Origin of the sequence: Mucilaginibacter sp., from assembly GCF_964263795.1 — a bacterium.
Taxonomy (GTDB): Bacteria; Bacteroidota; Bacteroidia; order Sphingobacteriales; family Sphingobacteriaceae; genus Mucilaginibacter.
Map to the genome: position 1 here is coordinate 1 of NZ_CAXVWK010000045.1, position 22,903 is coordinate 22,903.

At 44.2% G+C, this 22,903-nt stretch carries 24 protein-coding genes; 10 read left to right on the forward strand and 14 right to left on the reverse strand.

Annotation, left to right across the window (positions count from 1 at the left end; genetic code table 11):
• The 8 genes from ACE5CV_RS08125 to upp all read right to left on the reverse strand — a co-directional run.
• The coding region (locus ACE5CV_RS08125; protein ID WP_374949669.1) for a glycosyltransferase family protein at positions 1 to 862 on the reverse strand (862 nt) is incomplete at its 3' end.
• A gap of 104 nt (positions 863 to 966) precedes the next feature.
• Positions 967 to 1,548 carry a TetR/AcrR family transcriptional regulator gene (locus ACE5CV_RS08130; RefSeq protein ID WP_374949670.1) on the reverse strand — a complete coding sequence of 194 codons (582 nt, stop codon included), beginning with the start codon at positions 1,546 to 1,548 and terminating at the stop codon, positions 967 to 969.
• An 80-nt stretch (positions 1,549 to 1,628) separates the two neighbouring features.
• A complete protein-coding gene (locus tag ACE5CV_RS08135; RefSeq protein ID WP_374949671.1) occupies positions 1,629 to 2,378 on the reverse strand; it encodes an SDR family NAD(P)-dependent oxidoreductase in 750 nt (249 codons plus the stop codon).
• 196 nt (positions 2,379 to 2,574) lie between these two features.
• Positions 2,575 to 3,429 carry a UDP-2,3-diacylglucosamine diphosphatase gene (locus ACE5CV_RS08140; RefSeq protein ID WP_374949672.1) on the reverse strand — a complete coding sequence of 285 codons (855 nt, stop codon included), beginning with the start codon at positions 3,427 to 3,429 and terminating at the stop codon, positions 2,575 to 2,577.
• A gap of 500 nt (positions 3,430 to 3,929) precedes the next feature.
• A complete protein-coding gene (locus ACE5CV_RS08145) occupies positions 3,930 to 4,469 on the reverse strand; it encodes a DinB family protein (RefSeq protein WP_374949673.1) in 540 nt (179 codons plus the stop codon).
• The gene (locus tag ACE5CV_RS08150; protein WP_374949674.1) at positions 4,466 to 5,191 is read right to left on the reverse strand and encodes a YjjG family noncanonical pyrimidine nucleotidase; all 726 of its coding nucleotides are present in this window, start codon (positions 5,189 to 5,191) and stop codon (positions 4,466 to 4,468) included. Before ACE5CV_RS08150 ends, ACE5CV_RS08145 begins: the two co-directional genes overlap by 4 nt.
• A gap of 9 nt (positions 5,192 to 5,200) precedes the next feature.
• Positions 5,201 to 5,575 (reverse strand): hypothetical protein, encoded by a 375-nt coding sequence (locus ACE5CV_RS08155; protein ID WP_374949675.1) that lies wholly within the window; start codon positions 5,573 to 5,575, stop codon positions 5,201 to 5,203.
• Positions 5,576 to 5,615: 40 nt separating this feature from the next.
• Positions 5,616 to 6,260, reverse strand: coding sequence for a uracil phosphoribosyltransferase (gene upp / locus ACE5CV_RS08160; RefSeq protein WP_374949676.1), 645 nt, complete (start codon positions 6,258 to 6,260; stop codon positions 5,616 to 5,618).
• A 239-nt stretch (positions 6,261 to 6,499) separates the two neighbouring features.
• Between upp and uvrB the strand changes: the two genes are divergently transcribed.
• The 4 genes from uvrB to ACE5CV_RS08180 all read left to right on the forward strand — a co-directional run bounded on the left by uvrB (position 6,500) and on the right by ACE5CV_RS08180 (position 11,725).
• Positions 6,500 to 8,527 carry an excinuclease ABC subunit UvrB gene (gene uvrB / locus ACE5CV_RS08165; protein WP_374949677.1) on the forward strand — a complete coding sequence of 676 codons (2,028 nt, stop codon included), beginning with the start codon at positions 6,500 to 6,502 and terminating at the stop codon, positions 8,525 to 8,527.
• Positions 8,528 to 8,597: 70 nt separating this feature from the next.
• Positions 8,598 to 8,849: a DUF4834 family protein gene (locus ACE5CV_RS08170; protein ID WP_374949678.1), complete on the forward strand. Its 252-nt coding sequence runs from the start codon at positions 8,598 to 8,600 to the stop codon at positions 8,847 to 8,849.
• A gap of 5 nt (positions 8,850 to 8,854) precedes the next feature.
• The gene (locus ACE5CV_RS08175) at positions 8,855 to 9,148 is read left to right on the forward strand and encodes a hypothetical protein (RefSeq protein ID WP_374949679.1); all 294 of its coding nucleotides are present in this window, start codon (positions 8,855 to 8,857) and stop codon (positions 9,146 to 9,148) included.
• A gap of 87 nt (positions 9,149 to 9,235) precedes the next feature.
• Entirely contained in the window at positions 9,236 to 11,725 is a 2,490-nt protein-coding gene (locus ACE5CV_RS08180; protein WP_374949680.1) for a YfhO family protein, read from the forward strand.
• Between the two features lie 86 nt (positions 11,726 to 11,811).
• On the opposite strand, the gene ACE5CV_RS08185 is transcribed toward ACE5CV_RS08180, so the two are convergent.
• Both ACE5CV_RS08185 and ACE5CV_RS08190 read right to left on the reverse strand, forming a co-directional pair.
• Positions 11,812 to 12,582: a Ku protein gene (locus ACE5CV_RS08185; protein ID WP_374949681.1), complete on the reverse strand. Its 771-nt coding sequence runs from the start codon at positions 12,580 to 12,582 to the stop codon at positions 11,812 to 11,814.
• Between the two features lie 64 nt (positions 12,583 to 12,646).
• On the reverse strand, positions 12,647 to 13,969 hold the full coding sequence (locus ACE5CV_RS08190; protein WP_374949682.1) for an APC family permease: 1,323 nt from the start codon (positions 13,967 to 13,969) through the stop codon (positions 12,647 to 12,649).
• Between the two features lie 230 nt (positions 13,970 to 14,199).
• Between ACE5CV_RS08190 and ACE5CV_RS08195 the strand changes: the two genes are divergently transcribed.
• Positions 14,200 to 15,492 (forward strand): HAD-IB family phosphatase, encoded by a 1,293-nt coding sequence (locus ACE5CV_RS08195; RefSeq protein ID WP_374949683.1) that lies wholly within the window; start codon positions 14,200 to 14,202, stop codon positions 15,490 to 15,492.
• Positions 15,493 to 15,643: 151 nt separating this feature from the next.
• Here ACE5CV_RS08195 and ACE5CV_RS08200 read toward each other — a convergent pair whose 3' ends face one another.
• Positions 15,644 to 16,117, reverse strand: a complete 474-nt coding sequence (locus tag ACE5CV_RS08200; protein WP_374949684.1) for a universal stress protein — start codon at positions 16,115 to 16,117, stop codon at positions 15,644 to 15,646.
• Between the two features lie 116 nt (positions 16,118 to 16,233).
• On the opposite strand from ACE5CV_RS08200, the gene crcB reads away from it, so the two are divergent.
• Both crcB and ACE5CV_RS08210 read left to right on the forward strand, forming a co-directional pair.
• A complete protein-coding gene (gene crcB, locus ACE5CV_RS08205) occupies positions 16,234 to 16,614 on the forward strand; it encodes a fluoride efflux transporter CrcB (RefSeq protein WP_374949685.1) in 381 nt (126 codons plus the stop codon).
• Complete coding sequence (locus tag ACE5CV_RS08210) at positions 16,611 to 17,564, forward strand: tryptophan 2,3-dioxygenase family protein (RefSeq protein ID WP_374949686.1); 954 nt, start codon at positions 16,611 to 16,613, stop codon at positions 17,562 to 17,564. Before crcB ends, ACE5CV_RS08210 begins: the two co-directional genes overlap by 4 nt.
• A 36-nt stretch (positions 17,565 to 17,600) precedes the next feature.
• Here ACE5CV_RS08210 and ACE5CV_RS08215 read toward each other — a convergent pair whose 3' ends face one another.
• Entirely contained in the window at positions 17,601 to 18,038 is a 438-nt protein-coding gene (locus ACE5CV_RS08215; RefSeq protein ID WP_374949687.1) for a hypothetical protein, read from the reverse strand.
• Positions 18,039 to 18,135: 97 nt separating this feature from the next.
• On the opposite strand from ACE5CV_RS08215, the gene ACE5CV_RS08220 reads away from it, so the two are divergent.
• Positions 18,136 to 19,200, forward strand: a complete 1,065-nt coding sequence (locus ACE5CV_RS08220; RefSeq protein WP_374949688.1) for a branched-chain amino acid aminotransferase — start codon at positions 18,136 to 18,138, stop codon at positions 19,198 to 19,200.
• A 202-nt stretch (positions 19,201 to 19,402) separates the two neighbouring features.
• Here the strand turns inward: ACE5CV_RS08220 and ACE5CV_RS08225 are convergent, their stop codons facing one another.
• Entirely contained in the window at positions 19,403 to 20,149 is a 747-nt protein-coding gene (locus ACE5CV_RS08225; RefSeq protein ID WP_374949689.1) for a class I SAM-dependent methyltransferase, read from the reverse strand.
• On the reverse strand, positions 20,149 to 20,682 hold the full coding sequence (locus tag ACE5CV_RS08230; RefSeq protein WP_374949690.1) for a serine acetyltransferase: 534 nt from the start codon (positions 20,680 to 20,682) through the stop codon (positions 20,149 to 20,151). The genes ACE5CV_RS08225 and ACE5CV_RS08230 overlap by 1 nt, the downstream gene beginning before the upstream one ends.
• Before the next feature lie 45 nt (positions 20,683 to 20,727).
• Between ACE5CV_RS08230 and ACE5CV_RS08235 the strand changes: the two genes are divergently transcribed.
• A complete protein-coding gene (locus ACE5CV_RS08235) occupies positions 20,728 to 22,068 on the forward strand; it encodes a glycosyltransferase family 4 protein (RefSeq protein WP_374949691.1) in 1,341 nt (446 codons plus the stop codon).
• A complete protein-coding gene (locus tag ACE5CV_RS08240) occupies positions 22,065 to 22,814 on the forward strand; it encodes a glycosyltransferase family 2 protein (RefSeq protein WP_374949692.1) in 750 nt (249 codons plus the stop codon). Before ACE5CV_RS08235 ends, ACE5CV_RS08240 begins: the two co-directional genes overlap by 4 nt.
• The last annotated feature ends 89 nt before the right edge of the window (positions 22,815 to 22,903 follow it).

Here is a 22,903-nt window from a genome sequence, read left to right on the forward strand (position 1 = left end):
TAGTTTCAATGATGGTTACCCCTAATTTGGATGCGGCAAGGGCGTTGCATTGCTGCTCGTACTGGCCACGCATAGGTATCATCAGCACTTTTTTGCCCAGGAAAAGAGCTTCTGCCGGGCCTTCAAAACCGCCGCCGGTAAGCAGCCCCTCGCAGTTGGCCAGGCTGGTGTTAAAGGCCTCGTTATTCACCGGGAAAACCTTTACGTTACCTTCGGTGTAGGCCGTTTTGGTGCGTTTGCTAAAAATGTGCCATTGCGCATCTGTCTGGCTTAGGTTCTTAACCAATTTGGTATCGCTGTAAGCAGGCAGGTAAACCGTGTAATGGCCATGGTTGGCGGTTGCCATATTACGAATGTCGCTGCGGATTACCGGTGTATGGATAAAATCGGCATAGCGCTCAAAATGAAAACCGATGTGATGCGTAGTGGGCGAATAATATTTAAACAACCACTCGGCATAGTTCCATTTATTTGGCCGGGGTGTGTTCTTAGAAACGAACGAGCATTGGTGGCTTAATGATACCGATTCTTTGCCCTGCAGCCGGCAAGCCCAGGCACTAACGGGTTCAAAATCGTTAATGATCAAATTATAATCGTCAAGCGGCAGGCTGTGCATATCCTTCCAAAGCTGGCGCAGGTTCATGAGTTTAAAGGTGGCCCAGTTATCAACCCCGCCATTTTTACCAAACACAAAGCTAAATCCGTGGAATTTGTATTTAAGCGGCTGGCTCAGGCTCACTTCGGCCTCGGTACCGCTTACCAGCAGGTCTACCTCGCCATACTGTTGTAACAGCGGCACAATTTCACGGGCCCGGCTTATGTGACCGTTCCCTGTACCCTGTATACCAAACAATATTTTCATGCAGATAGAATTCCCGGCAATTTAGTAAAACAAATATGTTTTACAGATGAATAAATAGTAAAGAAGGGGTAAAGCGATAGTAAAGTGGTTGGGAATAAAGGCCCTTAATCAAAAACGGACATGGAAAGGCCGATGACATCGTCAAAAAATTCCCGGTCATTTGTTGATTTGGCCGATACCCGTATGCCTTTTACGGTATTTACGGTAAACCGGGCCAAAGCGCGGGCATCCTTACCTGCAGGTATTTCGCCATTATCCTGCCCTTTTTTAATGGCAGCGTAAAATGCATCTTCTATCTTCACGTCGTTCTCGCAAATTAAACTGTTCACCTGCTCATCATGGGGGCCCGTTTCAACTTCGGCATTAACCATAAAACAGCCTTTGCGCTGCACATCGGCAGATAGCTGGCCGATAACCAGTTCTAACAATTGCCGTATAGCTTGCTTTGCCGACGGCGCGTTACTTACAATTTTGCACATCGCGCCCGACCCTGAATCACGGTAGCTTTCTAACGCTTTAATATATAGCGTATGCTTATCCCCAAAAGTATCATACAGGCTCGACCGGCTGATGCCCAATCCATCTACCAGCTCCTGCATAGAGGTTGCGCTGTACCCTTTGTGCCAAAAAAGCTCAATCGCTTTTTTGAGCACCGCTGTTTCATCAAAATCTTTGGTTCTTGCCATAACGAAAAAGCCTTGCCCTTTAAAGGCAAAGCTATATAAATTAAAATTGTTTTAACCCCTGCCTGCCGGCAGGTTGGTGCTTAACGCACACCGCCGCTGGCAACAATAGTTTCGCCTGTTAACCAGCGCGATTCATCAGATGCCAGGAATGTGGCCACTAATGAAATATCTTCTGGCTGGCCAATACGGCCCAGCGGAGTGGTGCGTTCGATTTCTGTTTGGAAACCACTGCCTATAAAACCTGCGGTATGTGTACCTTCTGTTTCGACCATGCCGGGATTCAACGAATTAACACGGATGTTTTTACCGCCCAGCTCTTTAGCCAATACTTTGGTGATAGATTCAACGGCACCTTTAGTAGCGGTATAAACGGCACTTTCTGGAGGGGTGATTGCGGTTACAGCCGAGCCGATGTTGATAATACTGCCACCTTTTTCGTTAAAATTATTTACTGCTTCGCGCGATGCTAACAACAGGCCCAGCACATTGATGTTAAATTGGCGGTGAAATTCATCTTCGTTAATATCTGCCAACGCGCCAAACTGGTAAACGCCTGCATTATTTACAAGGATGTCTATAGCGCCATAATTGCTTTTTGCCTGGTTGAACAGGTTAATTACATCTGCAGATTTTGATACATCGCCCTGTATGGCTATGGCCCTGCCGCCATTGGCAATAATATCGGCGACTACTTTATCTGCGCCTTCTTTAGCCGAAGCATAATTTACTACAACTGCCGCACCGTTTTCGGCTAGACTTTTTGATATCTGTGCACCTATACCTTTTGAAGCGCCGGTAACTACTGCAACTTTGTTTTCTAACTTTTTCATTTGTTTTGTTATTGGAATGTTTGTTCCACAAATGTACAATCATAATGGAATAATCGTTCCGATATTATTTTTTGTTGTTTTGAAATGACAAATGGTAGCAGGCTTGTCTTAGATGAGCAGTCGAAGCTTTTAATAAGCGAAGCGCCGGGTAGATGACTTATGTAGTCGGCTAATTAGCTTTAGCACTGAATTGATTTTAACCCGGTTCCTGCCTAAACCGTTCCAGCAGTTTATTGACATCCAGTTTGGCGTCCAGATCTTCTGCGTCGGTTATATCGTCTTCGTCGCTATCCGTCTTAAAGTCATCCGCGTGGTACTTAAATACCTTCCAGTCGCCGTTGCTGTACTCCAGTGAGGTAAGGCTTTCTACCCAGTCGCCGCTGTTAAGGTATAATACAGAACCGGTATCCTCTGTAGATTGTATAGTACGGATCTCGGCGTGGTGAATGTGGCCGCAAATTACATAGCTGTATTGCTTCTCTACAGCCAGGTCGGCAGCGGTTTGTTCAAAGGCGTTAATAAATTTAACGGCATCTTTAAACTTGGCCTTAATTTTTTGCGAAAAGCTCATTTTTGGCCTGCCTGCAGCGGTAAGCAACCAGTTACTCATACTGTTGATCAGGATAAGGGTATCATACCCTACTGCGCCGAGTTTTGCCAGCCATTTGGAGTGCTGCATGGTAACATCAAACACGTCGCCATGAAAGATCCATGCTTTTTTGCCATCAATGTTCAGTACAATTTTATTAAGCAACTGAAACGAGCCGAGGTTAAGATCGGTAAACTTGCGCAGCATTTCATCATGGTTGCCGGTAAGGTAATAAACCGGTACCCCCTCGGTAACAAACTTAAGGATGCGGCGCACCACTTTCATATGGCTTTCCGGCCAGTACGATTTGCTGAATTGCCAAATATCAATGATATCCCCGTTAAGGATCAGCATTTTTGGCTTGATAGATTTAAGATATTTAAGGAGTTCTTTAGCGTGGCAGCCGTAGGTGCCCAGGTGCACATCTGATATAATTACAATGTCTACTTCGCGCTTTGCCATCAAAGTTTTGAGGTTACTGTTCCGGCCGGTAAAATGTACCGGTAATTAAGGGCAGGGCTGCTATGTAGACTGTTATTCGTCGTCCTCGTCCTCATTAACCTTAAGTTCGTAAGGGCTAAGATAAAAAATGCCTAACAGTACCAGCAATCCTACTACAAACAAATAAGCAAATTCAAAATTCATCTTGTATTGTTTTTACAAATATCCTATAATCAAGTAATTATATTGTTAAGACTTTGTTAAATGTAAAAGGTTACTGATAACTCAACTTAATTTAACGCCGGCTTATATACGGCCTAAGCCCCTTAGCAGATGTTAAGTTACAGGTTCTGTATGAAAACAGCATGAAATAACCGGCGGGGGGTGTTTGGGGTAGTTTCGGCATATCATTTTCTTTCAGATTAGTGGTGACAATGCTCTGTCACCTGCCAAAAATGAAAATGGTTGATTATGTGATGTTTAACGTTTCGTACAAGTGTTCACGGCCGTGAACATGAACACTATTTGAAGTTTTGTTGCGAAAAGTTACTTTTTATACGCTCCAATTGCTTTAAATGATGCAATAAGTGGATACGGATAAATTTAAACCATTGCTGCGCATTGAGCATACCCATACGTGGGTGCTGCCACCGCGCATTTTTAGGGGCGCCTGCTACAAGCCCTTCAATAGCCTCGATGCGTTTACGGCACTTGATAATAAGGTTTTTGCCTTCTTCCTGATCTATCTTTTTAGGGGCCATTTTTTCGGCAATAGCTTCAGGGACTTTAATTTTAAACGGCGGGAAACTTTCTGTAAGTAAAAGGTACCAACCAATAAGGGTTACCCCTTTTTTAGTGGCAGGGCAATTGTTATTGGTGCAGCGTTCCAGCGCTATGGTTGATGCCAGTGTAGCTTTCATGATATGATCATACACTTCTGCATAGCTCCACCCGCCCATTTGAGGCGTTTGCAAAAACTCGCTATTGGTGATAGTGTCCAGCCAATCGCGGTAAGCGTTTAAGGCATCTTCTATTTTGCGGCGCTCGCTGGCAATATTCATAGCATTAAAGTTAGCTCTTTTAAATGATTGATCTGCACGGGCACATCTGCAGGTTTTTCCAATCCCAGCGGGTTAAAATAAATAGCGTCCATGCCAAATGCCAGGGCGCCGCGTACATCGGCTTCCAGGCTGTCGCCAATCATCAGGCTTTCCTGCACAGTGGCACCTGCAAGGTCAATCGCATGCTGAAAGATCAGTGGATCAGGTTTGTTCACGCCTACCACCTCAGATATGATCACATTTTGAAAATAAGAGGCAAGATTGGTGCCGGCTACCTTTATTTCGGTAGATTCTTTAAACCCGTTAGATATCAAATGCAAAGTATACTTGCTTTGCAAATAAGCCAGCGTTTCATGCGCATGCGGGAACAGGTTTGTTTTAGTTGGGCCGAGGGCAACGTAAGCATCTTCAAAATCAACAGGCACAAGATCCGGCGCTACACCTAACTCGATAAACGTAGTTTTGAAACGCTCCTCTCGCAGCTCATCTTTCGTGATTTGCCCCAGGTGATATTTAGCCCAAAGCAGGTGGTTGTTTTTGGTATAGGTTTCAATGAACAGATCAGCGGAAGGAAGGCCCAGGTTACTTAGATTGTGGATTCCATAAAGCTCGTGCAGGGTTTCCTCGGCATTTTTATCAAAATCCCAAATGGTGTGGTCAAGGTCGAAGAAGATGTGTTTGTAAATTTTAGATGTTGGATTGACGATTTCTGACTGAAGCATGAGGCAAAGTTAGTGGTACTTCAATGTAAACAAATAGATAACTAAAATTGGAATGGAAAAAGGCAAGGCGAAGGAAAACCAGTAACCGATATTATACAACTTAACCCTAAATGATTCTGCACTCTGAGGATTAAACCATGTGTCTGCAATATATCCTAAACTATAGAAAACATTAGCGATTAGTATCATAAGTAAATACCCCACTCCTTGAAATGCGATTGTAAATAGGGTGACTTCAAATTCCTCGTTCGGTGCAATAAAAATCTCTCCGACAATACAATATGCTAAAAACGCCAAAACGCCTGCAACCACTAAACCTTTATTATACTTAAGTCGTCTATTCTGCCACCATAGCCAGCAGTCTTTCTTTTCAGGTTTAATCATTCCAAATCGTAAATCTAAGATCTTCCATTGTAAATTCCCCTTACGCTTTCTCCCCAAACGCCAAATCCCCTGCATCACCTAGGCCGGGTACAATATAACTTTTGCTGGTCATCTCTTCATCAACCGCGCAGACCCAAATTTTGGCTTTGGGCAGGTTGGCGCGCACGTGGGCTATACCTTCCATACTGGCTATAACCGATACAATATGCAGATCGGCAATATTGTATTGCGCCATCAGCTCTTTACAAACCAGCACAAGGCTTTGGCCGGTGGCCAGCATGGTATCTATCATTATTAATGTTTTGCCATCAAGGTTGGGGGTACTGATATGGTCTACCTGTATGGTAAAGCTGCCACTTTTTTTAACCTTACGGCAGGCGGTTACAAAGGCACTGTCGGATTGATCAAAGATGTTCATAAACCCCTGGTGCAGCGGCAGGCCGGCACGCAGGATGGTGGCCAGCACGGGCTGCACATCGGGCAGGTTTACGTTGGCAATACCTAAAGAAGTGGTTACTTCGCTTTCGGTATAGCTAAAGCTTTTACTCACTTCATAAGCCAGTATTTCGCCCAGTCGTTCCTGGTTTTTACGGAAACGGAATTTGTCCTGCTGCGAATTTACATCGCGCATTTCGGCCAGGAACTGGTTGGCTATACTGTTGGTTTGGTTAAGTACAAAAAGCATTGTTAAGGTATCGTTGTTACCGCTATCAGAGGATTAAATATAGCGTTAAAAATTGCAGGAGTAAAATAATTCCGCCCATCAATCCTCTGCTGACATAGGGCTGTCATTGCACAGCATTTATTTTGTATGAACTTTAGGCCAGGATAACGGTTGTAAAATGATGGCGGTTGACTAAAATGCTTAGCAAATCCTGACAGCCTAATCACAAATCTATGCCCTTAAATCACTATTTTTGAATAATGGATTTTAAAATAACTTCTCAATACGTACCTACCGGCGATCAGCCCGGCGCCATCAAACAATTGGTTGAAGGTGTAAACAGCGGCGATCCGTTTCAAACCCTTTTGGGGGTTACCGGGTCTGGTAAAACGTTCACTATCGCCAACGTTATTGAGCAAACGCAAAAGCCAACGCTGATTCTGAGCCACAACAAAACGCTGGCTGCACAGCTATATGGCGAGTTCAAGCAGTTTTTTCCGGAGAATGCGGTGAACTATTTTGTATCCTATTACGATTATTATCAGCCCGAGGCATTTATCCCCTCGTCAAATACTTATATAGAAAAAGATCTGCAGATAAACGAAGAGATTGAGAAGCTGCGTTTGCGTACCACATCGGCTTTAATGAGCGGCAGGAGGGATGTAATAGTGGTATCGTCCATATCCTGCATTTATGGTATGGGTAACCCCGAGGATTTTGCCAATTCGGTATTTAAGTTTGCCGTAGGTACGCGCATTAGTCGCAATGCATTCTTACACCGCCTGGTAGAGATACTTTATGCCCGGACTACCGCCGATTTCAAACGCGGAACGTTTCGCGTTAAAGGTGATACGGTGGATATCTTTCCGGCTTATATGGATTTTGCCTATCGTATCAGTTTTTTTGGCGACGACATTGAAGAACTGAGCACCTTTGACATTACCACCGGAAAAACCATCGAGAAGATGACACACATGGTGGTTTATCCGGCTAACCTTTATGTTGCCCCGCGCGAGCGTTTTCAGCAATCGGTTTGGGCTATACAAGAGGAGTTAGAGAGCCGTAAGAAGCAATTTATCGATGATGGCCGCTTTATTGAGGCCAAACGATTAGAGGAACGGGTCAATTACGACCTGGAGATGATCCGCGAATTGGGTTATTGCAGCGGTATTGAAAATTACTCCCGCTTTTTTGACGGCCGTGCGCCGGGTATGCGCCCCTTCTGTTTGCTGGATTACTTTCCGGATGATTACCTGATGGTGATTGATGAAAGCCACGTAACCGTTCCGCAGATCCGTGCCATGTATGGCGGCGACAGATCGAGGAAGATCTCATTAGTTGATTATGGTTTTCGTTTGCCTGCGGCGATGGATAACCGCCCGCTTAACTTCCAGGAGTTTGAGCGCCTTGCCCCGCAAACCATTTATGTAAGCGCAACTCCTGCCGATTTTGAATTGGAAAAATCGGGCGGTGTAGTTGTGGAGCAGGTGATCAGGCCGACGGGTTTGCTGGATCCGCTGATCGATGTTCGGCCGGTAATCAACCAGGTGGATGACCTGCTGGACGAGGTGGACAAAACCATAAAAATGGGTGACCGCATTTTGGTGACCACCCTTACTAAACGTATGGCCGAAGAACTGGCCAAATACATGGACAGGCTCGGTATTAAGTGCCGTTACATCCACTCGGAGGTAAAAACACTGGAAAGGGTTGAAATTTTAAGGGGACTGCGGCTTGGCGAATTTGATGTCCTTATCGGTATCAACTTACTGCGTGAAGGGTTGGATTTGCCCGAGGTGTCATTAGTAGCCATTTTAGATGCTGATAAAGAAGGTTTCCTGCGGTCGGAGCGATCATTGATCCAAACCATCGGTCGCGCCGCGCGTAATGACCGGGGGAGGGTGATCATGTATGCCGATACGATCACAGATTCGATGCAGATAACCATGGATGAAACCATGCGCCGCCGGGAACTACAGATAAAATATAACGAAGAGCATGGCATTACCCCCAGAACAGTGGGCAAAAGCAAAGCGGAGATTATGGAGCAAACCTCTGTTGTGGACTTTAAAGGCGGTGTACAAAAGGCGTATGTAGAGGCTGACACTGTATCAATGGCTGCCGACCCTATTGTGCAGTACATGACCAAGCCTGACCTGAAGAAATCTATCGATAATACCCGTAAGGATATGGTGGCGGCCGCCAAAAACATGGACTTCCTGCTGGCCGCTAAATTGCGTGATGAAATGTTTGCGCTTGAAAAGATGATGGAAGAGAAGTTTAGTTAAACTGACACCGTTATCATATTGAAACTTTTTTAACGTTATATACTTATATTTGTAAGCTAATTTTTAACAAATGATACTTATTCGTTTTCTGATCATATCTATTTGTATTTTATATATCCTGCGCGCATTGGTACGTATTTTTTTACCTATGTTTTTTAGCAGCGTAGTTAACAAGGCGCAGGAACAAGCACGTCACCAGCAAAATTATCAACAGCAGCCACGGCAGGACGGCCGTGTACGGGTTGACCATGTACCCGCCGGAAAAAAAGGCACTGTGCCCGATTCTGAAGGTGAATTTGTTGATTACGAAGAGATTAAATAATATACATGCTGCCCGAAGGATTATACAAACGCCGTAAGCACCACACTACGCCTCCAACGGTGTTGCTGGTGCTAACTAATTGTATTGTACTGGCAGTTTTAATCCAGCTTTTTACCGGCTGCACCAGTATTAATAACTTTTTTTGGGCAGCGATAGCCGCCCTTGCACTCTACAATGTGTACACCATCAGGCGTAACCCTGACGAGTACAACCGCATAAATGCCATCATCTACGTTTTAACCATCCTCTTGATGGTCGGCTTCTTCTTTTATTTTAGCAGTCAACCCCATAACTGCTAAGCGGATATCTTGTAAAACTTATCGTTTCTATTATCATTCAATTTTCTATTTTTGAAGATTAATAATATTATCCCTTAAAAGATTTAAATGAACAACTGGTTTAAACGTAATGGCACGCACATAGCTGTTATTGCACTTTTTTTAGCTATCTGCTTTTTATACCTTACGCCTGCATTCCAGGGCAAAACGTTAGGCCAAAGTGATGTTATCGGCGCGCAATCAACTCAAAAAGAGATCAACGATTACCGTGCAAAGGATACTACCATTTTGTGGACTAATCAGATTTTTGGCGGTATGCCGGTGTTCCAGATCTGGGCCCCATATCCTGCTAACATTACCACACACATCGTATCGGCTGTTAAGGCAACTTTCCCTAACCCGGTAGATACAGTGCTTATACTTTTGGTGGGTACTTACTTTTTATTTAATGTACTAAAACTAAACCCATGGCTTGCTGCAGCAGGCGCCATCGCGTTTACATTTTCAACCTATAATATTATTTTGCTGGTTGCAGGCCACTCTAACCAGGCCTTTGCAATAGCGTTTTTTGCGCCGGTGCTGGCCAGCATTATCCTTACTTTAAGAGGTAATTATTACCTGGGTGGTGCCTTATCAGCACTGTTTCTGGCGATGGAGATACGTGCCAACCACGTACAGATGACTTATTACCTGATGCTGGCTATAATTATTCTTGTAGGTATTGAACTTTATCATGCTGTTAAAGCTAAAACTACTGCCAGGTTTGTAAGATCAATGGCGTTTTTGGCGGCTGCAACCGTGCTGGCACTTGCAGTTAACGCGTCTCTTTTATGGAGCACTTACGATTATGGTACCGAAACCATACGCGGTAAATCAAACCTTACTAAAAATACTAAAGAACCAAGCAACGGGTTAGACCGCGACTATGCCTACCAATATAGCCAGGGTGTAGCCGAGAGCTTTACCTTTTTAGTGCCTAACGCTGCAGGTGGTGGCTCAGGTATGGATAACATTGATGAGAATTCTGAATTTGTAAAGGTATTTGCCCAAAAAGGCATTCCGCAAGAGCAAATTGGTACCGCTATCAGCCAGATCTCACGCTTCCCCGGCTATTCGATGTATTGGGGGCCCAAACGCCCGTCAACCTTTGGCCCATACTATTTTGGGGCTGCAATATGCTTCCTGTTTATACTGGGGCTGATTGTGGTTCGCAGCAGGCTTAAGTGGTGGCTATTGGGTACAGTAGTGTTAACCATGCTGCTGTCATTTGGTGGTAACTTCCCGTATCTGTCGGATATTTTCTTCAATTACTTCCCATTGTATAACAAGTTCCGTGCGGTCGAGTCGATCCTGGCGGTTACCGGGTTGTGCTTTCCCATCCTTGCGTTTTTAGCAGTTAAGGAATTTATTGACAATCCGGATAAAACATACCTGTTCAACAAACTCAAGATCGCTTTCTTTATCACCGGAGGATTAACACTGATACTTATCGTTATCCCTGAATTGTTATTAAGCTTTAAACCGTTTGACCAGGCCGAAGGGATCAAAACCCTTGCCCAGGCTTTAAATAACGACAGCGCTACAGCAAATGCCGCAGCAAATGCGTTAGTGCGCGACAGGACAGCCCTGGAGCGCAATGATGCCATCAGGTCGATGATATTTATTGTAATTGCCTTTGGGTTGCTTTGGGCCTTTGTAAAGCAAAAGATAAATGTTACCATCATGTCTGTTGGGTTTTTGGCTATTGTTTTGGTAGACATGTGGCAGGTAGACAAGCGTTATCTGAAAGAAACCAACTTTCAGGATAAGCAGGATGCTGCACAGGCGGTACAGCCCCGTGAAGTGGATACTTTTATTATGAAAGATAAAGATCCAAACTTCCGCGTGTTTGATATGACTGAAAACGGCGCTTACCTTAAGCAGGATACCTACAACCCGTTTTTTCATAAATCTATCGGCGGCTACTCGGCAGCACGCCTAAAACGATACGAAGAGTTACTGGATAATCAGTTCAGCAAAAGCATTAATCAGGATGTGTTGGATATGCTGAACACCAAGTATATTATTACCACCGACCCTAAAACTAACCTGGCCAGTATGCATGCCAACGCAACTGCCTGCGGCAATGCCTGGTTTGTAAAAAGTGTTAAGTATGTTGCCGATGCCGACGAGGAGATGCTTGCGATTAGCAGCTTTAGCCCGAAGGATGAGGCGATGATAGATAAGAGCTATAAGTCTTTAGTGGAATCGAAACAACTTGGTAGTGATGCAAACTCAACTATTAAACTGGTGAACTACAACCCGGATCATTTGGTTTACCAAAGCAGTTCGGCCGCCAACCAGGTAGCGGTTTTCTCTGAGATCTATTATAACAAAGGCTGGAAAATGACCATTGACGGCGTTGAGCAGCCTTTTTATCGTGCAGATTACCTGTTGCGTGCAGCAACCATTCCTTTGGGTAACCACACCATTAAGTTCGACTTCCACCCGGCATCTTACTACACCGGCGAAGGAATTTCAATGGCAGGCTCGGTACTGTTAGTGCTTGCCCTTGGCGGTGCAGCCTTTATGGAAACAAAAAAGAAGAAATTAGCGTAAGGGTTTCAGATCAATATTTAAAGCAGCGATGAGAATTTCATCGCTGCTTTTTTTTGCTCTTTATATTTGATTGCTATCTAAACAGGTTACGCGCCCTTTTTTACAGACAGGCTCTTCATCAATTGATCGTAAAGGTCGGTACCGGTGGTTTTGTGCGGTTTAAGCTTCTTAACTTTAGCTGTTTTCCCTTTTGCTTTTGCGGTAATGATCTTCAGCAATTCATCTGTATAATCGTTTTTAAATTTGCTTACATCAAATTTTTCGGCGTACTGATTAATTAGTGCCAGGCCTACATCAAGCTCCTTTTTACTCACGTTTACATCATCTGATATGTTCAGGTCGTCTGTCTCGCGGATCTGTTGGCCAAAGCGGATGCGGGTGATCACCAGCACATTTTTTACCGGGTGCACTATGCAAAGGCTTTCGGTGCTGCGCAAAACAAACCTCGCCAGGCCGGCCTTTCCGGATTTTTTTAGGGCCTGGAGCAACAATGCATAGGCTTTGTTATTTTTGGTATCCGGCTCTGTGTAGTATGATGTTTCGTAAAACATAGGGTTAACATCGGCAATATCTACAAAGCTTTCTATCTCAACCACTTTGCTTTTTTCGGGCGCGGCGGCTTCAAAATCAGCATCGTCCATTATTACGTAATCATCGTTGAGTTTATAGCCTTTTACGATTTTATCATATGGCACCTCTTTATGCGTGCTTTCGTTTACCCGCTGAAAACGGATACGGGAGTGGTCGCGCCCGTCAAGCATGTCAAAGTCAAGTGAGGTAGTTTGTACCGCCGAATACAGTTTTACCGGTATGCTTACCAGCCCAAAACCAAGTGAACCTTTCCAGATAGATCTCATAACAGTACTGATTTTTGTACCTGTTATAACTACTTAAACGCCGAACGGTTTTAACATCAGCAGATTAAGTGTTTCGCAGTTGTGGCTTTTTCCAGGTGATAAGCCGCCACATCACTTCTGCAGTAAGTAGCGTGGCTACCGCAAACGTGGCCGCCTGGATAGATTTAGGGGTGGAGGTGAACGCAGCGGCCACTGCGATTAAGTAAACGCCGAACGGTAAAATAAGTGCCGCAAGCAACCCGAAAGTATTTAGCGGGATCCTGAACGGGCGTTTAATATCCGGTGCCGAGATGCGCAATTTGATGAGCGAAATGTACTCGAGCGATAGACCCGCGCCGTAAACGGTTACATCGATGATCATTAGCGAATCAAATGGCCATAATATCATAAAGCTAACCACTGCCGAGCATAAAAAAATGGAGTTATAAGGCGTTTTAAACCGCCTGTGCAAATTGTTGATCCGGGTGGGCAGAAACCCGTCATCGGCCATGGCCTTTGGCACGCGGGATACGGAAAGGAGAACAGCCGAATAGATGCCCAGCGAACTGGCCATGCCGCCAGCGGCTAAAATAGCGCCCAGCCAGCGCCCTTTTACTAATTCGCCTAAAGCCGGGAAACCACTATCGTTAAATAAGTCATGATTAATACCTGCCTGCAAAGCTACTACTACCGCAAAAAAGTAAATCACCATGGTAAGGGCAAATGCTATCAGTGTCGCTTTAAGGTATGACCGTACCGGACGCTCCACCTCCTGTGCGTAAGTAGTTACATTATCCCAGCCCTGGCAGTTCCACATAACCGTATAAAGCGCCATACCCAGTGACGAGAATTTTAAACCATGCAAACTTTGTGCGGGTACGCTAATGCCACCGTAACGATATATGCTGATGACAAAGAGAATGATGAGTGGCGACAGTACTGCTGCACCTAAAAATAACGACACCTTGCCTACCTTAACAATTCCTAAAATATTTAACCCCGCAGCCAGCCACACAATTGTGATGCATATAGGTACCCGGTAAGCCTCTATCCCCGGGCAAAAGAACGCCGCGTAACCCACAAAAAGTACCGGATAGATAGCAAGGTCGATAAATGTGTAAAGCACCGTCCACCAGCCTTCGTAAAAGCCCCAGCGGTTGCCCAATGCGTGGCGCACCCATTCGTAATAACCGCCGGTAACTGGCATCATGCTGTTAAGCTCCAGCACGGTAAAAATTGCCGGCACATCCCAAAGCAACGGTGTTATTAATAAAACTAAAATTGCGGCATGCTCACCTGCATAGGTCAGCAACGGCTCCAGCCCGTAAGGTCCGCCAGATACAGTAAAAAACACCAGGGCAACCAACTGATAGGGTTTTATTTTCCTGTTGATACGGGGTGGTTGCATGCCCCTAAAATATCATAAATATTTAAAGCTTAAGCGGGGCTGGCTCAATTGGTAAATTTCATTGCCTTAAATTATGTGTTTTAGTGTAACTTTTGTTAACTAACTTTATCCAGCAATGCGTGTCTGCACTGGGCACCTGTTTATAACCTCTTTATCTTGTTAATAACCTTTGCGTTGACACCTCAACCAATTTTTGCACATTTGTAGTGTTCACATTACACTTTCGGCACATGGATCAGTACTTTATAATAGATTTCGACAGTACGTTTACACAGGTTGAAGCTTTAGATGAATTAGCCCGCATCTCGTTAAAAAACCACCCTGACAGGGAAGCTATCTACAAACAGATTGAAGACCTGACCAACGCATCGATGGAGGGCAAGCTGTCGTTTACAGAAAGCCTGCAGGCGCGGGTACGGTTACTTTGTGCTAACCGCGACCACCTGAAACAGCTGATCAGTCACCTGAAAAAGAAAGTGTCGACATCCTTTACCCGCAATACCATATTTTTTAAAAACCACCAGGACGAGGTGCTGATCGTATCGGGCGGGTTTAAAGAATTCATTACGCCGGTAGTTACCGAGTATCATATCAAAAAAGAAAATATCTACGCCAATACCTTTGTATTTGATGATGAAGGCAACATCATCGGTTATGATAAAGAGAACCCGCTATCGCAAGAGGGCGGTAAAGTGAAACTGCTTAAAGAATTGAATTTACAAGGTGAGATCTTTGGAATTGGCGACGGCTATTCTGATTTCCAACTAAAAGAATCGGGGATGATCAAACGCTTTTTTGCCTTTACGGAAAATATTGAGCGTAAATCTGTTACCGAAAAGGCAGACCACATCACCCCAAGTTTTGACGAGTTTTTATACATCAATAAGCTCCCGCGTGCTATATCATACCCAAAAAACCGCATCAAATGTTTGGTAGTGGGTAATATTGAAGAAGAGTCGCTGGCGCAAATGAAACGCGAAGGTTACAACATCCGCCACCGGGATAGTGTAGAAGAAAAATATCTGGATGAAGCAGGCGTGCTGTTTTGTGACGAAACTAACCAGCCTACACCCGACCAATTGCAGAATGCGGGCAGGCTAAAGGTGATTGGTTGTTTTGGCAAGGTAAACAGCCGCAAACTGGCAGATACAGCCTGCGAGAAAGGCATTATCATTTTTGACGACCCCAAGCAAAACCCCCGCAATTTTGACTTTATCCCCCGCAGAGTAATGGCTTTTATGAACGAGGGCCGCACCCACATGAGTTGCAACTTTCCCGATCTGCAACCGCCACGCAACAACAACGCGCACCGTTTAATTCACATCCATAAAAACGTGCCGGGCATCCTGGCCAAGATTAACGAGGTGTTTGCCAGTCATAACATTAATATAGTGGGAGAATTTTTGGTGACTAACCCGCAAATTGGTTACGTAATTACCGACGTTAATACAGGATACGATCCACAGGTGCTTAATGAACTAAAAGGCATTGATCAGACGATCAAATTTAGATTGCTATACTAATCCTATAAATCATTGAGCTTGCCAGCCTGAAGGATGTTAAAGGATGACGGATAATTTAACAGGAATGGCATAAGGTTATAACCGTCAGTAATAGGAGTTCCTGCCGTTCCTAGCGTAACGCCTTAACGTTTGTAAATTGCTTTAGCTACCACTATTCATTTCCCAGCATCGGTACAACCAATACAGGTACTTCAGAATTACGCACAACAGTTTCGGCAACACTGCCCATCAGCAAACGGTCTATACCGCTGCGGCTGTGCGTACCAATTACAATCAGATCGGCACCAAACTCTTTGCTGCAGCTCAGGATGCCGTCGGATGTTGATCCAAACTCGTTAAAATGGGTAACTTGCAAATCGCCGGCGTAGCTTCTGATGGTGCGGTCAATAATATTTTCACCGGCATTATTTTGTATTTCCATCAGCTCAATCTGATTAATTGCACTATCCTGCATAGGCATGCCCATAATGGTATCGGTGGTGGTAACAGGGGCTACACCTGGCTCAACAATGTGCACCAGGCCAACATGCGCGTTAAACGTTTTAGCTAAATCAAAGCCATATGAAGCTGCGTATTCCGCAAACTTACTATCGTCTATCCCTATCAGTATCTTGCTAATTTTCATGATTGTAGCGGTTTGGTTTTACCTGTTATAACAAAATTGGGCTAATATGTTTTTACTACTTGTTCGCGCCTTTGTATACTTTTCATAAATTCTTGCAATATTTGGGCAAATCTTAAATGAAAGATCTCGCTTTGGTATTTGTTGGCGGCGGCGCCGGTAGCCTGGCCCGTTATATGGTTGGTAAATTTTACCAGCAGTGGCAGCCCGCGTTCCCCTATACAACATTAACAGCGAATTTTTTAAGCTGCCTGGTGTTTGGCTTTGTGCTGATACTTGGGGTTCAAAAGCTCAATATTAATTTTTCCCTTAAGCTACTGCTGATAACCGGTTTCTGTGGTGGTTTCAGCACCTACTCCGCCTTTACTTTCGAAACTGTTGAGCTATTTAAGGCGGGGCAAACCGGGATGGCGTTTGTAAACATTGTGATCAATTTTCTTTTATCGGTAACGGGGCTGTACATTGGCCTGTGGTTTGGCCGTTTAGTTTTTAGCATATGAGCATCACTCCCGAGATAGAAAAAAGGCTTACCCAACTGCAGGAAAAATACAATGCCATGGGCCAGGATATGACATCGTACCTGGACGGGCTGTTGCATGCCGATTTTTTAACTTATTGGGATTATATTCACCTGGATACCCTGCTAAGTTTGCAAAGCCCTAAAACGCCCTTTCCGGATGAAGAGATCTTCATCATGTACCATCAGATAACAGAGCTGTATTTTAAACTGTCGTTACATGAGTGTAAGCAAATAGCAGGGCACGAAAATTTGACCGTAGCTTTTTTTACCGCACGCTTAAAACGTATTAACCGGTATTTCGAGGCGCTTACCCAATCGTTCGAGATCATGGTAGATGGTATGGAAAAGGAGCAGTTCCTGCAATTTCGGATGTCGTTATTGCCGGCCAGCGGGTTTCAAAGCGGGCAGTACCGCATGATAGAGATTTACGCCACCGATTTCATCAACCTGGTAGCGGCAGATCAGCGCCAAACCATGTCTACAGCACCTATCGGGGAACAGTTTGAGCATATTTACTGGAAGTTTGGTGCGACGGAACTATCTACCGGTAAAAAAACGCTTACCCTTAAACAGTTCGAGCATAAATACGCAAAAACGTTTATTGAATTGGGGAAATCGGTAAATCAGACCAATTTTAACGCTTTGTTACAAAACTTCAAATATAAAGCACAGATTACCAGTGAATTAGAAAAACAACTGCGTGAGTTGGACGTGAACGTGAACATCAACTGGCCGTTATCTCACTACAAATCTGCAGTGCGTTACCTGCACCGCGAACCCGAAGAGATTAAAGCCACAGGTGGCACCAACTGGCAAAAATATCTGCCTCCGCGTTTTCAGCGCCGGATTTTTTACCCGTCACTATGGAGTGTGGATGAACTGGAAAACTGGGGAAAAGCCTGGGTAGAAAAAGTTGTTGGCGAGTTGTAATTAAGGTGGCAGTTGTATTTGGTTGGCATTTAAGGATCAGCTACTGATCTTTTTTCTTAGCAGCCTTTCTATTTCATCAAGCTTCTCAAACTCATTTATGATAACTATTACCCGCGGTTGATTGCGCTTACTCAGCAGTTCGATGCCGCGCTTAGTGATGTTAAGTTTTCTGATATTGTTAAAAGCCAGTACTTTATCAGGAACATTTAGCGCGTGGAGTGTTAATTGATTACTTTCAATTATCAGCTTGCTGCCATCTACTCCGTCGAAATACTTCTTACGGCCAAAAAACACCACCACAAATAACACTATTGATACAGCTACAAATATAAACAGGTGTTTGTTGTCGCCACTTTTATATACCAGGCTGTAATAAAACGCGGCGGTGATGGCCAGGTAGGCAATTATCATAGTAATTACCCAGCTGCGTTTCAGCCCTGCGGCTCCTTGTTCTGTTAATTTGTAAACGGGCATGTTTGTTGTAGATAAGGTGCTGTAATATACGGCCTCAAATCGTTAATTATATACAAAATTTCCTAACTTGCCATTTTTCGAAATAATACATACTGCCATGACCGACACACTGGACATCAAAATAACCAAAACCCAAAATTCCCGTTTATCTGAAACGGACTTTAATACGCTGCCTTTCGGCAAAGTTTTCTCCGACCACATGTTTTCGGCAGATTATATAGACGGGGAATGGAAGAATTTCGAGATATTGCCATATGGCCCTATTTCTTTAAGTCCTGCTATATCGGCACTGCACTATGGGCAATCATTTTTTGAAGGCATTAAAGCCTATAAGCATGCAGACGGTAAGGTTTCTATCTTCCGACCGGATAAAAATGCAATCCGTTTCAATAAATCGGCAGACAGGTTGTGCATGCCGCAATTGTCAGAAGAATTGTTTGTACAAACTATAGCAGCCCTGGTCGATATCGACCGCGACTGGATTCCGGGTAAAGCGCACCATGCGTTGTACATTCGCCCTTTTATGTTCGCTACAGATCCGTTTCTGGGGGTAACGCCATCGGCTACTTATAAATACATGGTGCTGATAGGCCCGGTTGGCCCTTACTTTTCTAAGCCGTTAAGAGTAAAGGTAGAAACGCATTACACCCGCGCTGCCGAAGGTGGTATGGGCTATGCTAAAGCTGCCGGTAATTACGGCTCGTCTATGCTGCCAGCCCGCAAGGCTGCCGAAGAAGGATTTGACCAACTGATTTGGACAGACTCCAAAGAACATAAGTACATTGAAGAAATGGGTGCCGCTAACGCGATGTTCCTGCTGGATGGTGTTTTGATCACTGCCGAAGCTAAGGACACCATTCTTGATGGCGTTACCCGCGATACGGTGATTGCTTTGGCTAAAGATTGGGGCATCCCGGTAGAAGAGCGTAAGGTATCTGTTGCCGAATTGATTGAAGGTGCCAAAAATGGCAAACTAACCGACGCTTTTGGTGCCGGTACTGCTGCGACTATAGCATCCGTAGCGTCGATTAGCTATAACGGAGAGGAGCATTTCTTAAGTGACCCTGCAACGCGCGAGTTTTCAAAGAAAGTTTTAACTACGCTCGATGATATCAAATACGGCCGCGCAGAAGATACCCACGGCTGGAATTATATGGTATAGTTTTCTAAACCGGAGATTGAAAAGCCCTGCTGAAAAGCGCGGCTTTTTTAGTTATAATGAAGCGCAAAAATCTATAAAACGTTCACGTTCACCGCCGTGAACACCTGTGAATGTTGTTAGTTATCTGATAATTAGACTTTTGATAAATTGACTACTGACACGACATTGCCACCATTAAAGCTGCAAAATTCCTTACGTAAATCTACAGCGTTGCCCTCACTACAATATATGGGGATAATGCCTTACTCTCTACCGGTACCAGTTTGGTAAAGATCTTACCGGCCATCCAAATTGTTTTGACCAGTGCCTTAGCGAAACCGGATTGCTCGGATTTATTTTCCAGCCAAACGGAAAATTTAAAGTGGTAATAAGCCTCAACGTTTTTAAGCCCAAGATCGGTACAGGTATTTTTTAGCAGGTTAAGATCCATGCTGCTGATGTTATGCTTGTCGTAGTTGTCTTTATCAAAATTCTTTTGCACCCAGCCGTTTACGCTTTTAAAATTAGGCAGTGTAATAAAAAGTGTGCCGCCGGGCTTTAAAAATTTAAGATGCTCGTTAATAATGAACCTGGTATCGTTAAAGTGCTCTATCAAGCCGAAAGAAAGAACAAGGTCGAATTTTTCAGCAGGTTGATAGGTGAACAGGTCGGCCTCTACAATGTCTATGTCGCCGGGTTGCATATCGTTAACCTGCAGCAGTTCGTTTACCAAACCTGGGTGGATAAAGTAATCCAGTAATGTGGTTTTTAAATGCTGATATTTCTTTAGATAGATGGCATAATAGCCTGGAAAACCACCTAATTCTACAGCGTTTTGTATGCCTTTTTCTTTAATGATACCGGCCAGTATATCGCCGAAAACATAATTGGGTTTTATCTTAAATATCAACCCTTTTCGTGATTCCCAAAAAGCTTTCCAGAAGGCCCGGTCGGTTAAATTATTCTCCATTAACTATTTTCAATACGGTTTACCGTTTCCGAATTACTTCCTAAAATACGTGCGGGGTTCCCAACCGCAACGCTGTTGGCGGGGATGTTTTTCACTACGACCGCACCGGCGCCTATTGTCACATTATCACCAATGGTAATATCGCCAATCACACATACATTGGCGCCTATATCCACATTATTGCCTATAACAGGGCAGGCGCTCAGGCTGCCGTTTGCCAGTTTCTTGTGTCCGATGGTAACACCGTTACGCAACGTGCAGTTATCGCCAATGATCGTTTTAAAATTAACAACCAATCCCTGCCCGTGGTAAAAGACCAGGTTTTTGCCTGCTGTTAGTTTACGGGGCAGCTCAATTCCCAGCACCCACTCCACAAAAAAACGATAGATGATCAAATACCAAAAAAACAGGATCTTGAGTAACATATACCTGTTTATAGCATTTACCAGCCTAAACATAAACAGCACCAATCGCCCTTTTATATTGCCCCGGTTGGCCGTCCAATCCTGGAATAAATAAGCGAAAAAGTTCATCTTTACTGCGGGTTTAGCTGCTGCACTTCGTAATGATACCACGAAGTGTTCAAAAGTAAAATTTTTAATTTTAGTATCATTATACTTGCCACGATAAATGATCCGGACGGAATGAAGGTTGCGCTTATAAATACATCTGATGCTGGCGGGGGCGCTGCAGAAGCTTGTATGCGCCTGTTAGCTGCCCTGCTGCAACAGCAAGTTGATGTTAGCATGGTAGTGCAAAACAAGCGCCGGGATAATGACCGCGTTTATACAGTGCAGCACAACGCTATCGATAAACTCCGCAGCAATTTCAACTTTTTTTGCGAGCGGCTGCCATTCATCGCGTTTCAGGAACGGGACCGGAGGGTTAGGTTTGCTTTTTCGACCGCAAATGCCGGGACGGATATCAGCAACGAGCCGGTGATCCGGCAGGCAGATATATTGCACATCCACTGGACAAACTCCGGCTTCTTATCGATTGATGACCTTAAAAAACTTTTGGCCCTCAACAAGCCAATCGTTTGGACACTGCATGATATGTGGGCGTTTACAGGTGGCTGCCACTATGCGGGCACTTGCAATCATTTTTTGAACCAATGCGGTAATTGTTACTTTCTGCGGAAACCCGATAACAACGATATATCACATAGCGGATGGCTGCGCAAAAGCGACATGTACAGTGCGGCAAAAAATATCAGTTTTGTAACTTGCAGCAACTGGCTGGGGCAGGTAGCTAAAACAAGCTCATTACTTAAAAATGCAAGCATCCGCGTAATTCCTAACCCAATTGATACAGCGCTGTTTTCTCCTAAAGACAAATTGTTAATGAGGAAAAAATGGGGTGTTAGTACGGATGCAAAAATCATATTGTTTGGTGCTGCCAACATTAACGACAGGCGAAAAGGCATCACTTACCTGGTAGAAGCTTTAGCTATATTAAAAGCTAATCATCCGCAGGGAGAAAAGGTGGAAATGGTGATCTTCGGTAAAAACAACCACTTCGATATCAACACACTGCCATTTGCGGTTACGCAATTGAATACTATCACATCGCCTAACGACATGGCCGAAATTTATGCTATGGCAGATGTGTTTGTTAATCCTTCTATTGAAGACAACCTGCCCAACACTATTATGGAAGCTATGGCTTGCGGCACGCCCTGCGCAGCCTTTAATACCGGCGGCATACCGGATATGATTGATCACCAGCAGAACGGCTACCTGGCCAATTATAAATCATCGGCAGATCTGGCTGCGGGTTTAAATGAATTGTTAAACCTTAAAACTGAGCAGTTCGCCACTGCCGCCCGCAATAAAGTTTTGCGGGAATTTAACAACGATAAGGTGGCATTACAGTATATAGATTTATACCGGTCTGTTTTGGAGGGAAGTGCGGTATGATGCCCACGCTATCCGTCATCACCGTAGTTTATAATAACGCCCGCGATGTGGAGCGGACCATTCTGTCTGTTTTAAACCAAACCTACGGGCAGATAGAATATATTGTGATTGACGGTGCATCAACAGATGGCACTTTGGATAGCATTAAAGGCTACGAAAGCCGCATCACTAAGTTTATTAGCGAACCGGATAAAGGCATTTACGATGCCATGAACAAAGGACTAAAACTGGCTACCGGTGATTATGTAATCTTCATGAACTCAGGCGATGAATTTTATGCGGAGGATACCATTGCCAGAGTTTTCGGTACTGCAGATGATGCGGATATTTATTATGGCGAAACAGAGATGATCAACGATGAACTGCAAAGCCTTGGCCAACGTCGGCATAAAGCCCCTCACAACTTTACCTGGCGCAGCTTTAATTACGGGATGAGTGTAAGCCATCAGGCTATCTATATTAGACGCTCGCTTGTTGATCTATACGACCATAAATATCAACTCAGCGCCGATGTGGACTGGATCATTCGTGCTGCTAAAAAAGCTAAAACGAGTGTTAAGGTTAACGGCTATGTTGCCAAATACCTGGTAGGCGGCATGTCAAAGGCTAAACACAAGCAAAGCCTTCTGGAGCGTTTTGATATTATGAAAAAACATTACGGTTTAATACCTACTGTTTTTAATCACATGATTATTGCCTTTAACCTGGGCTGGTACTTTCTTAAGAACAAAAGAACGAATGACTGATCTAACCGTACTGCGCGACATTTTATATAAAAACTAATCTTCTTTTAAATTAAAAATATAAATAATTAATATAATTAGTCAAACTATTG